The sequence below is a fragment of the Amycolatopsis sp. NPDC034160 genome, from assembly GCF_055575355.1.
The window spans coordinates 258,313-272,271 of the sequence record NZ_JBVISU010000004.1 but is presented as its reverse complement, the minus strand read 5'-3'; the positions used below and the strand labels follow the sequence as shown (position 1 = coordinate 272,271).

The 13,959-nt window shown below is 69.3% G+C and carries 10 protein-coding genes and 1 pseudogene; 2 read left to right on the top strand and 9 right to left on the bottom strand.

The window, feature by feature from the left end; translation table 11 throughout:
- Positions 1–25: 25 nt before the first annotated feature.
- The 3 genes from ACZ54P_RS12920 to ACZ54P_RS12910 are packed head-to-tail and all read right to left on the bottom strand — an operon-like array spanning position 26 to position 3,115.
- Entirely contained in the window at positions 26–1,297 is a 1,272-nt protein-coding gene (locus ACZ54P_RS12920) for an FAD-dependent monooxygenase (RefSeq protein WP_465461698.1), read from the bottom strand.
- The gene (locus ACZ54P_RS12915) at positions 1,275–2,072 is read right to left on the bottom strand and encodes a maleate cis-trans isomerase family protein (protein WP_465461697.1); all 798 of its coding nucleotides are present in this window, start codon (positions 2,070–2,072) and stop codon (positions 1,275–1,277) included. Before ACZ54P_RS12915 ends, ACZ54P_RS12920 begins: the two co-directional genes overlap by 23 nt.
- Positions 2,069–3,115 carry a 2,5-dihydroxypyridine 5,6-dioxygenase NicX family protein gene (locus ACZ54P_RS12910; RefSeq protein WP_465461696.1) on the bottom strand — a complete coding sequence of 349 codons (1,047 nt, stop codon included), beginning with the start codon at positions 3,113–3,115 and terminating at the stop codon, positions 2,069–2,071. Before ACZ54P_RS12910 ends, ACZ54P_RS12915 begins: the two co-directional genes overlap by 4 nt.
- A gap of 157 nt (positions 3,116–3,272) precedes the next feature.
- On the opposite strand from ACZ54P_RS12910, the gene ACZ54P_RS12905 reads away from it, so the two are divergent.
- The gene (locus ACZ54P_RS12905; RefSeq protein WP_465461695.1) at positions 3,273–3,782 is read left to right on the top strand and encodes a MarR family winged helix-turn-helix transcriptional regulator; all 510 of its coding nucleotides are present in this window, start codon (positions 3,273–3,275) and stop codon (positions 3,780–3,782) included.
- Between the two features lie 196 nt (positions 3,783–3,978).
- Here the strand turns inward: ACZ54P_RS12905 and ACZ54P_RS12900 are convergent.
- The 3 genes and pseudogenes from ACZ54P_RS12900 to ACZ54P_RS12890 all read right to left on the bottom strand — a co-directional run.
- A pseudogene (locus ACZ54P_RS12900) lies at positions 3,979–4,194 on the bottom strand (HNH endonuclease); the annotation flags it as partial.
- 130 nt (positions 4,195–4,324) lie between these two features.
- The gene (locus ACZ54P_RS12895; protein WP_465461694.1) at positions 4,325–5,221 is read right to left on the bottom strand and encodes a PfkB family carbohydrate kinase; all 897 of its coding nucleotides are present in this window, start codon (positions 5,219–5,221) and stop codon (positions 4,325–4,327) included.
- A 113-nt stretch (positions 5,222–5,334) separates the two neighbouring features.
- The gene (locus ACZ54P_RS12890) at positions 5,335–6,054 is read right to left on the bottom strand and encodes a GntR family transcriptional regulator (RefSeq protein ID WP_465461693.1); all 720 of its coding nucleotides are present in this window, start codon (positions 6,052–6,054) and stop codon (positions 5,335–5,337) included.
- 134 nt (positions 6,055–6,188) lie between these two features.
- Between ACZ54P_RS12890 and ACZ54P_RS12885 the strand changes: the two genes are divergently transcribed.
- The gene (locus tag ACZ54P_RS12885; RefSeq protein WP_465461692.1) at positions 6,189–9,065 is read left to right on the top strand and encodes a glycoside hydrolase family 9 protein; all 2,877 of its coding nucleotides are present in this window, start codon (positions 6,189–6,191) and stop codon (positions 9,063–9,065) included.
- 40 nt (positions 9,066–9,105) lie between these two features.
- On the opposite strand, the gene ACZ54P_RS12880 is transcribed toward ACZ54P_RS12885, so the two are convergent.
- Genes ACZ54P_RS12880 through rhaI form a run of 3 tightly spaced genes read right to left on the bottom strand, consistent with a single transcriptional unit; the run spans position 9,106 to position 13,786 of the window.
- Positions 9,106–10,560 (bottom strand): rhamnulokinase, encoded by a 1,455-nt coding sequence (locus tag ACZ54P_RS12880; protein ID WP_465461794.1) that lies wholly within the window; start codon positions 10,558–10,560, stop codon positions 9,106–9,108.
- A 23-nt stretch (positions 10,561–10,583) separates the two neighbouring features.
- On the bottom strand, positions 10,584–12,614 hold the full coding sequence (locus tag ACZ54P_RS12875; protein ID WP_465461691.1) for a bifunctional aldolase/short-chain dehydrogenase: 2,031 nt from the start codon (positions 12,612–12,614) through the stop codon (positions 10,584–10,586).
- On the bottom strand, positions 12,611–13,786 hold the full coding sequence (gene rhaI / locus ACZ54P_RS12870; RefSeq protein ID WP_465461690.1) for an L-rhamnose isomerase: 1,176 nt from the start codon (positions 13,784–13,786) through the stop codon (positions 12,611–12,613). Before rhaI ends, ACZ54P_RS12875 begins: the two co-directional genes overlap by 4 nt.
- Positions 13,787–13,959: the final 173 nt, after the last annotated feature.

Sequence of the window (13,959 nt, the reverse complement as noted above, 5' to 3'; positions counted from 1 at the left end):
TCCGTCGCGCCGTCCAGTCCGCGCCTCAGCGGGCGAACTGGTAATGGATGGACTCGGTGTCGGGGTCGGTGAGCGGGCTGCCGTTCCACAGCCAGTCGTAGGACACATCGGATTCGCCGTCGAACCGGCGCAGCTTCTCGTCGCGTTCGCGCTGCTCGGGACCGTCCGGCAGATGGTAGAAGCTCATGTTCCGCAGCGACGCGTCCTGGACCATGCCCGCGTGCTTGGCGCGCCGGTCCACGTAGCGGACGAGGGCGCCGTCGATCCCGTCGCGAGTGACGCGCCCGAGTTCCTCGGCGAGCACCGCGGCGTCTTCCATCGCCTGGGAGGCGCCTTGGGCCTGGTAGGGCAACATCGCGTGGCACGCGTCGCCGAGCAGGGCGATCCGGCCGTCGACCCAGACCGGGTCGCGGCGACGGCGGTACATCGCCCACACCGAGACGTCCTCGTCCTTCGCCTTGGCCAGCATGGTCGGAACGCGATCGTCCCAGTCCCGGTACTCCGCGGCGAGTTCGGCGGCGGTGGCGGGCCCGCTCCAGTCCCTGGCGATCGTCTCGGTGCACGGCACGATCGCGACCACGTTGAGGTACTCCCCGCCGCGGATCATGTAGTGCACGAGGTGTTTGTCCGGGCCGTACCAGATCGTGGAGTGATAGCGGTCGGCCAGGAAACGCGTCGCCGGGTCCTGCGCGATCAGGTCCCCGGAGATCAACGCCCGGTAGGCCATCTCCCCGGAGAACGCCAGCGTGTCGTCGAATCCGGCGAGATCACGTACCGCCGAACGGATCCCGTCCGCGCCGACCACCACGTCACCCGCGAACCGGCGGCCGTCGGCGGTGAGCACGGCGGGCCGCTCCGGCTCGGCGCGGTCCAGCTCGACCACCCGCGCGCCGGTCGCCACCCGCACCACCGGACCGACGCCGTCCGGGTCCAGGCAGGCGTCCAGCAGGACCCCGTGCAGGTCGGCCCGGTGGTAATGCCAGTAGGGCGCGCCGTACTGGTCGATCACCCGGCGGCCGAGGGACAGCTGGGCGATGATGCTCCCGTCGGCCCAGCGACGGCGGACCTGGTCCTGCGGCTCGGTCCGCACCCGCTCGAGCCTGCCGCGCAGGCCCAGCCCGATGAGGATCCGGCTGGCGTTCGGCGCGGTCTGGATACCCGCGCCGATCTCGCCGAGTTCCGGGGCCGCCTCGACCACGGTGACCCGCAGTCCTCGCTGCCGGAACGACAGCGCCGCGCAGAGCCCGCCGAGACCGCCACCGACGACAACGACTTCAAACGACTGACTCGCGGCCATGCCCGCCTCCCGTCTTCGTCAGGTCTTCGGCGCCACTGAGCAACCGCCCGGCACCCGGCACCCAGGGGTCGACACCGAGTTCGGACAGGATCCGGAACGTCGTCGCGGTCGCCGCGGTCAGTACGGGGATGCCGGCCTCGTCTTCGACCGGCTGGATCGCGGGCAACGAGGGCATCTGGACACAGGCCGAGAGCACCAGGGCGTCCACATCGGACAGATCGAGCCTGCGGTAATGCTCGCGCAGATCGGCCGGATCCAGCCGGGCGACGGCGAGATTGTCCGGCACCTCGAGGGAAAGCGCGTCGGCAACCTCGATACCCGCGTCCTCGATGTAGGCCGCCACGGCCTGGGTCAGCGGCTTGAGATAGGGGGTGATGATGGCGACCTTGCGAGCGCCGAGCGCGCGGATCCCGGACAGCAAAGCACCGGCGCTGGAGACGACGGGAGCGTCGCTGCCCTCGGCGCGCAGCACGCTCGTGATGTCGGCCTCGGCGGTGCAGTGATAACCAGGCCCCTGAGCCATGATCGCCACCAGGCACGCCGTGGCGACCACATCCGGCCGGGCGTCGGCCAGTTCCGCGGCCGCCCGGCCCGCCTGCGCGTTCATCGCCCGCAACTGTTCGGGTTCGACGTGCCGCATCCGCGCCCGCGCCGCATGGAAGACGAACCGGTCCCCCGGCACGGCCTCCTCCCTGGCTCGCAGCATCCGCGGCAGCTCGGTCTCCATCGTGAGATTCGAACTGGGCACGATCATCCCGATGTGGTGGTCGCTCATCGCCGGCCGGCCGGACGCATCTCGGGCACGGTCAGCTCACCGTTGTCGACGATCAGTTCGTCGTCCAGGTAAAGGGAGTTGCCGCGCATCGGGATGTCGAAGTGGCAGGGCGTGTCGTTGGGGCCGCCCAGCTCGTTGTTCGGGCCGATGGAGAACATCACGTTGCCGTAGAAACTCCGCAGTTCCATGCCCATCCCGCCGGGGAACTGGGTCAGGCCGTGCCAGTGCGCACGCTCGTCGAGCCCCCAGCCGACATGGCTCATCCCGTAGCCGCGCGGGTCGTCGAAGCTCTCGATGTAGGACCGCAAAAGGTCGGCGTCCAGTCCGGACGAGCCGGCACCACCGCGGATGTCCCGGATGAACCCCGCTTCGATGGTGATTTCCACCGGAGTCTGCACGTAAGTGTTGAAGGGCAGCAGCACATCCCCTGGCGAGAGCACGATCTTCCCGTCGACACCGTCGTCGGCGCCACCGGTGAACACGAACGCCGCCGGCCAATGGTCCCAGCGGCCGGGGGTGTCGGTGTAGCCGTACTCGGACAGCGTCGGGTACACGCCGAGCCGATAGGTGACGTCGGTGCCCGCCGGGCTGGTGATCCGCATCGTGCCCGCCTTGGCGAGCAGCTCGGCCCCGATCTCCACCCGCTCACGCAGTTCCTTCGTGGGCATGAGCCGGGCCAGCAGCTCGGGCGGTTCGACGGCGGTCAGGATCCGGGTGCCCGCGTCCTGGATGGCGAACTGCTCCTTGCTGAACAACAGGAACGTGCAGTCGACCACCATGTCCACGCTCTTGAGCGCCTCGACCGCGAGGGGGACGTTCCCGAGCCCCGAGTCGCCGACCGCCCACGCCCCGGCGGCACTGGCGGGTGACGGCAGGCGCAGGTGGAACGTCGCCGCCCCGAGCTGCTGGGCGGCCCACAGGAACGCGTCGGCGTACTCCGCGCGCTCGTTGCCCCGGGTCAGCACCGCCACGGTCTCACCCTCGCGCACCCCCGAGAACGTCAGCTGGCGCAGGCAGATGTCGTTGAACAGGTTCTGGTCCATCGTTGACCACCTCCACAATCATCCGAACACGTATTATCCGGATACGCAATAGTCTGCGCGGGTTCTCGTCGGGACGCGGCCGCCCTGCGCGACCGTCCGGACACGTAGGATCACAGCGGGCCCGGACAGCGGGCCGAGCCGACGAGGGAGAACGACGATGGGTGAGCCTGCCCGCACGAGCCGGCGCGGGGACGACGGACCAGCCGTCGCCCCCGCGCCGCCGTCCGACCTGCTGGCCGCCCCCGGCTACGGCGCCCGCCGCCTGTACCAGGCCTACCTCGCCGCCTGGAACCGCCACGTCGACCCGGTACTGACCGGTCCGCAGTTCGCCGTCCTGTCGGCGGTCCGCGCCTATCCCGGCAGCGACCAGAGTTCACTGGCCGGAGCCGTCGCGCTCGACACCTCGACGATGGCCGACCTGTGCCGCAGACTCGAACGACGAGGCCTCATCCGGCGCGTGGAATCGCCGCACGACGCGCGACGCAAACTGCTGTCCCTCACCGACGAAGGCAAAGCGGTGCTGACCCAGGTGAACCGGCGCGCCCGCAAACTCGACAAGGCACTCCTCGAAGGCGACGACGCCGCCGGGGGCATCGACACGGCGGCGCTGCTCAACACGCTCGGCGCACATTGGGAGCGGATCGCCTCGGTCGACAAGCTGCGCTGAGCCCGGGGTTCGTGCTCTTTACAAGTAAGTCCTATATAGATTGAAACTGGTCCCGGGTGGGGAGGATTCCGGACGTTCAACGTCCGGAATCCTCCCCACTCATCCACGTCAGGATCGACATCCTCTTGACTGCCCGAGAGAAGGAAGCCTGTCAAGCGGCGCGGTGGAGGATGTTGCGCCTGGGTTTTCGTAGCGGGTCCCGGATGTTCAACGCCCGCCGTTGCCCGGGAGTCACGAACCGCCGCAGCCGCCCCATGTCGAGGGGCTCCCCGGCGGCACTCATCACCACCGGCAACATGAGACAGCCGCAGGCAGCGAGCCGGGCTTCGCGGGCGGTCATTTCCCCGACGAAGTCCAGGCACGCGGTCCCGATCCCGGACCTCAACTCCTCAAGACCGATGGTGACGTTGACCGAAGACCCGAGACGAGAAGCGGTCAGGAAGGAATCGCCGTGAACACCGCCAGGGCATCCAGCTCAGTCGTCCTGTCTCCTTGCGGACGCGGGCACCGACCGCGGGATCAACGACACCGCATTTAGTCGACTAACCGCGAGAACCCTCGAAACGTCGGAGAAAGGCGTCGAGTTCCATTCGACCCGGCGACGTGGCAGGCCCCCGCCTGCTGACGGCGATCGCGGCCGCGGCGTTCGCCCGGCGAGCGGCTTCGACCAGTTCGGTCCCGGCGATCAGTTCGGCGGCGAGCACGCCGCAATGCGCGTCCCCCGCGCCATTGGTGTCCACCGCCTCCACCGCGAAACCCGGCACGGTGACGACCCGCTCCCCGGCGACCACCCGGCATCCGGCGGGTCCCTCGCGGACGATGACCGTCTCCACGCGATCGCTTCCCAGATCGAGGATCTTCGCCTCCCGGGCATTGCAGCTCACAATGTCCACATGCGACAGTACAGCCGAGAGCACCGGAGCCGGGATGTCCCCGGCGAGCGGGCCAGGATCGAACAGGACGGTCGCGTCACCGGCACACGGCAACCAGTGCGTCAGCGCTTCCGCGTTCGTCTCGTGCAGCAGGCTGTATCCGGTGAGGTAGACGACGTCGTGGCCGGTCGGGGCGATCGCGTCGAGCAGGCCGCGCGGCATGCGACCTTCGGCGCCGGTACCGGTGATGAAGGTGCGTTCGCCGTTGTCCTCCACCAAAGCGACGGAGATGCCGGTGTCGCCGTCGCCCGAGGGCCCGTGCGCGAGGACGATCCCCTCGGCCGCCATCGCCGCCCTGGCGAGGTCGGCGAAGTTCCCGGTGCCGTGCATCCCCGCGTAGAGGACGTCGGCGCCCGCCCTCGCGGCCGCGGCCATCACGTTGAACCCACCGCCCGGCAGGAAGTCCATTGTGGACGCCATGACGTCACCGCCGGATACGGGCAGCTTCGGCACCCGCATGACCAGGTCCAGTATGACCTGTCCGGTGTGGATCAACCGTCCGCTCATCGCGCCGCCTTCGTCTCGCGTGCGCCGCCCAGCAGCGCGTAGCTCCCGGCCGCGGTGACGAACGTGATCACCCGGCCCAGGCCCTTCTTCCAGCGCCCGGTCGTGTCGATCGCTCATCGGACGGCCGATCCGGGGAAGGTCAGGTGGAACCGGAAGCGGGCCGGGTCCAGCAGGCTCACCACATGCTCGACCAGTCCGCCACTGCCGTCCACAGTGGACCGAGTGGCGCGCAGGAACAGCTCACCCGGTTCGCGCTCCAGCAGCGCGGCCGAGGCGGTGTCCAGCTTTTCGGTGGAGATCCACTGCTCGCCGCCCGCCGCCCGCAGTCCGGCCGCGCGCAGCGTTTTGGTCAAGGAGCCTTCGAGCAGGCCCTGACCGGGCAGGTCGGGCAAGGGCACGTAAGCGGTCTCAAGGGAAACGGGTCCGGTACGCGGATCACGGCGCAGGCGCCGGACCTGGGTCACCCGCGCGAGGCCGTACCGCCGGGTCAGCTCGGCGTCGGACACTCGCTCGATACCGAGCAGTTCGGTTTCGATCGCCACACCGCCACGCTCGAACGCCTTGGCCCAGCCGGTGGACTGGTCGAGTTCGGCGTCGTCGAAGGTGACGAAGGAGCCCACCCCGGTCTGGGTGGTGATCAAGCCGCGGTGCTGCAGATCGGCCAGCGCGCCGCGAACAGTGCCGCGGCTGACCGAGTACCGGCGGGCGAGTTCGTTCTCCCCCGGCAATCGGTCTCCGTGGGCGAAGCGGCCGGACGTGATCTGCCCGGCGAGCTCATCGACCAGCCGGTTCCGCTTCCCGAAGCCGACCCCGCCCCCCACCTGTCCAGCCATGTACATACCTGTACGCCCCCAGACTGGCGATGTCCAGACCGCTCTTGCTAACGCGACACCGGCCCCCTACTGTGATCTGGGAGCGCTCCCAGGCAGTTGTCAACCGTCAAAGCAGACGGAGGAGACCCAGTCCGATGAGACCGCTTTCCCTTCCCCGCCGATCCCGCCATGCCACCGCCGCCCTGGCCCTAGTCACCCTCGCCGCCACCCTCACCACCGGCCCCGCACACGCCGCCGACTATCAACGGGTCCTCAACGGCGCCTTCACTTCCGGCACCGCCGATCCGTGGTGGGCGAGCGCCGGGGTCACCAACCGCGTCGTCGACCAAGAGCTGTGCGCGTCGGTCACCGGCGGCACGACGAACCCGTGGGACGCCTTGATCGGCCAGAACGGCGTGCCCTTCGAGGCCGGGCAGCAGTACACGATGTCCTTCGACGCCTACGCCACCACGCCTCAGTCCATCGCGGCCAACGCGGGCGAAGGTGTCAGCCCGTACCGCGGCATCGCCCGGCACGAGGTCCGGCTGGGCACGAGCAAACAGACGTACACCTTCACGTTCACCTCGGAACTGGACTTCCCGGACTCGGGCAACGGCCAGCTCACCTTCCAGCTCGGTGGCAACCCGGCGGACAACACCATCTGCGTCGACAACGTCTCCCTGGTCGGCGGCGTGATCCCACCCGGCGGCCCGCCCGCGCCGACGAAGAAAGTCCAGGTCGACCAGGTCGCGTACGCACCCGGACTGCCGAAGCACGCCACCCTCGTGTCCGACGCGGCCACCGCGCAAACCTGGGCGCTCAAGAACTCCGGCGGCACGACCGTCGCCACCGGCCGGACCACCCCGAAGGGTGTCGACACCCTGTCCGGTGATCCGGTGCACCTGATCGACTTCTCGGCCTACGACACCGCGGGCACGGGGTACACGCTGACCGTCGGCTCGGAGACCAGCTTCCCGTTCGACATCTCCGTCGATCCACTCAAGAAGCTGCGCTACGACTCGCTAGCGTTCTTCTACCACCAGCGCAGCGGAATCGAAATCGAAGCCCAGTACGTCGGTGCCGCGTACGCGCGGCCGGCCGGTCACCTCGACGTCGCGCCCAACAAGGGCGACACCAACGTGCCCTGCCGATCCGACCTGAACTGCGGTTACACGCTGGACGTGCGCGGCGGCTGGTACGACGCGGGCGATCACGGTAAATACGTCGTCAACGGCGGTATCTCGGCGTGGCAGGTCCTCAACACCTACGAGCGCGCGAAGCTGATCGGCGACGCCGCCGCACTCGGCGACGGCAAGCTCGCCATCCCGGAAAAGGCCAACGGCGTACCCGACATCCTCGACGAGGCCCGCTGGGAAGTGGAGTTCCTGCTGAGGATGCAGGCGCCCGACGGCATGGTGCACCACAAGATCCACGACGCCAACTGGACCGGCCTTCCCACGCTGCCGCACCAGGACAGCCAGGCGCGAAGGCTGTCGCCGACCAGCACCGCCGCGACGCTGAACATGGCGGCGGTCGCGGCGCAGGCCGCCCGCGTCTGGAAGACGATCGACCCGGCGTTCTCGGCCAAGGCCCTCACCGCGGCCACGAGGGCGTACGCCGCCGCGAAAGCGACACCGAACAAGATCGCCGACCCGAACGACGGCACCGGCGGCGGCTCGTACTCCGACAGCACACTGACCGACGAGTTCTACTGGGCTGCCGCGGAAATGTACGCCACCACCGGTGAGGCGGCCTATCGCGCGGACGTCACCGGCTCGACCCTCTACAAGGGACAGTCGGTCACCGACCGGGGCTACGACTGGGGTTCCACCGGACCGCTGGGTGACATCACCCTCGCGCTGGTGCCCACCGGTCTGCCGCCGGCGGACGTCGCGGCGATCAAGGCGGCGTTCGTGGCCACCGCCGACAAACACCTGAACCAGATGGCGTCGCTCGGCTATCCCGCGCCGTACCGGGAACCCGACGGCAGTTACGTGTGGGGCTCGAACGGCCTGATCGCCAACAACGCCTCGGTGCTCGCGCTCGCCTATGACTTCACGGGTGCGGCCAAGTACCGCGAAGGCGTGTTCGAGACACTGCATTACCTGTTGGGCCGCAACCCGGTGAGCTACTCCTACGTCAGCGGATACGGTGAGCAGCCGGTGCGCAACGTCCACCACCGGCACTGGGCGAACCAACTCGACCCGACGCTGCCCACCGCGCCGCCCGGGGTACTCTCCGGCGGTCCGAACAGCTGGCTGCAGGACACTGTCGCCGAGCGCCGGCTCGCCGGTTGCAAACCGCAGAAGTGCTTTGTGGACCACATCGAGGCCTACTCGCTCAACGAGGTCACGGTCAACTGGAACTCGGCGCTGGCATGGATCGCCAGCTGGGCGGCGGAGAAATCGGGCTCGAGCGACACCACTCCCCCGGCCACACCGGGCACCCCGGTCGCCTCGGAGGTGACCGCGACGGGAGTCAAGCTGGCCTGGACTCCTTCGAGCGACCCGGAAAGCGGCGTCAAGGACTACGACGTCGTCTCGATCGAGGGTGACACCCCGCGCGTGGTCACCACCGTCACCGGAACGTCCGCGACGCTGACCGGGCTGCGGCCGAACGCCGCGTACCGGCTCGCCGTGCAGGCCCGCAACGGCGCCGGACTCAAGTCGGCGCTGTCCGGCGCGGTCGCGGTGACCACCAAACCGGACGGGCAGCCGTCCTGCCGGATCACCTATCAGGCGAGTGGGTGGAACACCGGGCTGTCCGGGAACGTCACCATCACCAACACGAGCGGCGCGGAGTGGAGCTCGTGGGCACTCGGGTTCACGTGGCCGGGCGACCAGCGGATCACCCAAGGATGGTCGGCCGTCTGGACGCAGAACGGCGCCGTGGTGACCGCGACCCCCACGTCGTGGAACGGCCGGGTACCGGCGGGCGGTTCGGTGCAGATCGGGTTCAACGCCTCGTCGTCCCCGCCGCACCCGGAACCGACCGGCTTCACGATCAACGGGCAAGCCTGTTCGCGGGGCTGAACTCGTGAGTGATTTGGGTCGTTCCAACGGCCCAAATCACTCACGACCCGCTCGGCAGCCGGGCTTCGGCGGCCTCCCATCCGAGGTCCCGTCCCGACGGCGCATACCGCCGCGGCGGACGCGTTTCCCGCACCAGCGCGCGCATCGCGGCCAGATCCGGCAGGGCGGCGCCCAGGGTCCGGGCCTGCACGAGCACGTTACCCAGTGCGGTCGCCTCCACCGGACCGGCCAGCACCGGCACGCCGCACGCGTCCGCGGTCAGCCGGCACAGGAGTTCGTTGCGCGCTCCGCCACCGACGACATGGACGACGTCGACGGTCCGGCCCGTCAAGGCCGAGGCTTGGCGGACCGTGCGGCGATAGGACAGCGCGAGACTGTCCACAATGCACCGGACGACCTCGCCGCGCGTGGACGGCGGACGCTGGCCGGTCTCCCGGCACGCCCGCGCGATGCGGGACGGCATGTCCCCCGGCGGCAGGAACGCGGGCGCGTCGACGTCCACCACGGCGGCCAGCGGTGGTGCGTCGGCCGCTTCCGCGAGTACGGTGCCGAGGTCGACACTGTCGCCGCGTGCCGCCCAGGTCCGGAGGGATTCGGTCAGCACCCACAGGCCCATCACGTTGCGCAGGAAGCGGAACTTGCCGTCGACACCGGTTTCGTTGGTGAAGTTGGCGGCGAGCGCGCCGTCACCGAGTTCGGGCGCGTCGAGTTCGAGGCCGACGAGTGACCAGGTGCCCGACGAGATGTAGGCGAAGCTCGCGCCGGGTCCGGCGGGCACGGCGACCACGGCCGACGCCGTGTCGTGTGAGCCGACCGCGATCACCGGCGTCGACGGTAGCGCGAGGGCGGCGGCCGGTTCCGGCAGCAGCGTGCCGATCCGCTCCCCCGGGTCCCGCAGCGATGGCAGGAGCCGCGGCGGGATTCCGGCTCGTGCGGCGAGGTCCACCGCCCAGGACCGTGCGCGGACGTCGTAGAGCTGGGTCGTCGACGCGTTGGTCCGTTCCGCGCCGATTTCCCCTGTCAGCCAGTAGCCGAGCAGATCGGGGATCAGCAGCATCGTCTCCGCCGACGCCAGTCTGTCCACTTCGGACACCAACTGGTAGAGCGTGTTGAACGGCAGCTGCTGCAACCCGGTGACGTCGTAGAGTTCCCGCGCCGGGATCGTCTTCCCCACCTGTTCCAGCACACCGTCGGTACGGGAATCCCGGTAGTGCACCGGATTGCCCAGCAGCGCGCCCGAAGCGTCGAGCAGCCCGTAATCCACGGCCCACGAATCGATGCCGATCCCGGACAGCCCGCCCCCGGCGTGCACCGCCTGGATCCCGCGCAGCATCTCCCGGTGGATGTCCAGCACGTCCCAGTACAGCGTCGTGCCCGCCCGGACGGGGCCGTTCGGGAACCGGTGCGCCTCCTGGAGCCCGAGGTGACCCCGGCCGACCGACCCCGCCATCACCCGTCCGCTGGACGCGCCGAGATCGACAGCCGCCACCCGCAGCACCGACACCGTCTTCTCCCGTCTCAGCGAAGGAACGCCGCCGCCACACCCGCGTCCACCGGCACGTGCAGCCCGGTGGTGTGGGTCAGGTCGCCGCCGGTCAACGCGAACACCGCCGCGGCCACGTGTTCGGGCAGCACCTCGCGTTTGAGGATCGTGCGCTGGGCGTAGAATGCGCCAAGTTCCTCTTCCGGCACGCCGTACACCGCGGCCCGTTGCGCGCCCCAGCCGCCGGCGAAGATGCCCGAACCACGGACCACTCCGTCCGGATTGACGCCGTTGACGCGGATGCCGTGCCCGCCCAGCTCCGCCGCGAGAAGCCGCACCTGGTGCGCCTGATCCGCCTTCGCCGCACCATAGGCGACGTTGTTGGGACCGGCGAACACCGAATTCTTCGACGAGATGTAGACGATGTCGCCGCCCATCCCCTGCGCCACCATCGCCTTCGCGGCGGCCTGCGACACCAGGAAGGACCCTTTCGCCATCACGTCGTGCTGCAGGTCCCAGTCCCGCTCGGTGGTCTCCAGCAGCGGCTTGGAGATCGACAGGCCCGCGTTGTTGACGACGAGATCCACCCCACCGAACGCGAGTACGGCGGCGTCCACGGCGGACTGGACGGCGGCGGCGTCGGTGACGTCCGCGGTCACCGCGATGGCCTGGTCGGCGCCGCCGATACCCCCGGCGACCGCTGCCGCCGCCTCCGCGTCGAGATCGGCGATCGCGACACACGCGCCCTCGGCCGCGAGCCGCTCGGCGATGGCCTTGCCGATCCCCGAACCGGCCCCGGTCACCAGCGCGATCCGGCCGGCGAGCGGTTTCGGCTTCGGCATCCGCCGCAGCTTCGCCTCTTCCAGCACCCAGTACTCGATCCGGAACTTCTCGCGCTCCGGGATCGGCGCGTAGGACGACACCGCCTCGGCGCCCCGCATCACGGTGATCGCGTTGACGTAGAACTCTCCCGCCACCCGCGCGGTCTGCTTGTCCTTGCCGAAGGAGAACATGCCGACGCCGGGTACGAGCACGATCGCCGGGTCGGCACCGCGCAGGGGCGGGCTGTCCGGGGTCGCGTGCCGCTCGTAGTAGGCGCGGTAGTCCGCACGGTAGGCCTCGTGGAGTTCCTTCAGCCGGGTGAGGACGGCGTCGATCGGCGCGTTCGACGGCAGGTCGAGCACCAGCGGGCGGACCTTGGTACGCAGGAAGTGATCCGGGCAGGACGTGCCCAGCGCCGCGAGCGGCGCGAGCTTCTCCCGCGCCAGAAAGTCGAGCACCGCGTCGCTGTCGGTGTAGTGCCCCACCTGTCGCAGGTCGGTCGAGGCGAGCCCCCGGATCACCGGGGCGAGCGCCGCCGCACGGGCATGGCGCTCGGCCTCCGGGAGTGGCTCGAATCCCGGCACGATCGCCCCGAACGGCTCCGCGATCCCCCGGTCGGCGAGGAACTTCTCGGCCGTGCGGATGATCTCCAGGGAGTTTCGCCGGCACTCTTCGGAAGTCGAGCCCCACGCGGTGATGCCGTGCCCGCCGAGGATCACGCCGATCGCCTGCGGGTTCGCGGCCTTCACCGCGGCGATGTCCAGGCCCAGCTGGAATCCCGGCCGCCGCCAGGCCACCCACGCGACCCGGTCGCCGAAGCATTCCTTCGTCAGCGCGGCCCCGTCGGCCGCGGTGGCCAGCGCGATACCGGAGTCGGGATGCAGATGGTCGACATGCGCGGCGTCGACCAGTCCGTGCATGGCCGTGTCGATCGACGGCGCCGCCCCGCCCTTGCCGTGCAGGCAGTAGTCGAACGCGGCGACCATCTCGTCCTCGCGCTCGGCGCCCGGATAGACGTCGACGAGCGCGCGCAGCCGGTCCAGCCGCAGCACGGCCAGCCCGGCTTCGGTCAGCGTTCCGAGATCACCACCGGAACCCTTGACCCACAACAGTTCCGTCGGCTGCGCGGTGACCGGGTCGAGCACTTCCCCCTTCGCCGAAGTGTTACCACCGGCGAAGTTCGTGTTGCGCGGATCGGCGCCCAGCGCGTTGCTGCGGGCGACGAGTTCGGACGGCACGCTCATGCTCCCCACCCCGCCTGCCGGCCATCGGCCCGCTCGGCCACGATCTTCTCCTGATAGCCACTACGGTGATAGGCCGCGATCGGATCCGGATCCAACCCGGCTTCGGTGCGCAGTTCGGCCAGCAGCGGCCGGACGTCGGTGTTGAAGGCGTCCATCACGATCGCGTTGGCCTCCAATACCTTGCCGTCACGCTGCGCCGCGCGCAGGGCGTCCCGGTCGACCAGCAGCGCCTTCGCCGTGGCTTCCTGGACGTTCATCACCGAGCGGATGATCGCCGGGATCTTCGCCTCGATGTTGTGGCACTGATCGAGCATGAAGTTGATGCCGTAGGCCGGGTCCAGCGCGTCGCCGCGGACGATCTCGGACATGATCCGGAACAGCTGGAACGGATCCGCCGCACCCGCCATCAGGTCGTCGTCGGCGTAGAACCGGGAATTGAAGTCGAACGCGCCGAGTTTTCCGGCGCGCAGAAGGAAGGCGACGATGAACTCGATGTTCGTTCCGGGCGCGTGATGTCCGGTGTCGATGCACACCGTCGCCTTCTCCCCGAGTTCCAGGCAATGCGCGTAGGATGTGCCCCAGTCCGGAATGTCGGTGGCGTAGAAGGCGGGCTCGAACAGCTTGTACTCCAGCAGCAGCCGCTGGTCGTCGCCGAGCCGGTCGTAGGTCTCCCGCAGTGCCGCCGCCATCCGGTCCTGCCGGTCACGCAGATCGTCCTGGCCGGGATAGTTGAGGCCGTCGGAGAACCACAGTTTCAGGTCGCGCGATCCGGTAGCGTCCATAATGGACACCGCCGTCAGCAGATGGTCGGTCGCCTTGCGGCGCACGCCGGCGTCCGGATTGGTCACCGAGCCGAGTTTGTAGTCCTCGTCCTGGAAGACGTTCGTGTTGATGGCACCGATCCCGATGCCCAGATCCTTCGCGAACCGGGTGAGCGCGCCGAAGTCGTCGACCCGGTCCCACGGGATGTGCAGGGCGACACTCGGCGCGACGCCGGTGAACCGGTGCACGGTCGCCGCGTCCGCGATCTTTTCTTCCGGCGTGCGCGGCACGCCTGCCTGGGGGAACACCTTGAACCGCGTGCCGGAGTTGGCGTACGCCCACGACGGCGTCTCGATCCGCTGCGTCCGCAGCGCGGATTTCACGGCGGTGATGTCCGGCAAGTCGATCACGTCTTTCCTGGTCCGGCGGTGGTCAGAAGTCGAACTTGTCGATGTTGGCCGCGTCGAACGTGCTCGGCCGGGCCAAGCACGATTTCCCGCTCGCGCCGATGGGTGTACTCGCCGAGCCTGCCCTTTTGAGGGTCTCTATTTCCGTTAGATGACCCAAAATCCACACAGTCTCG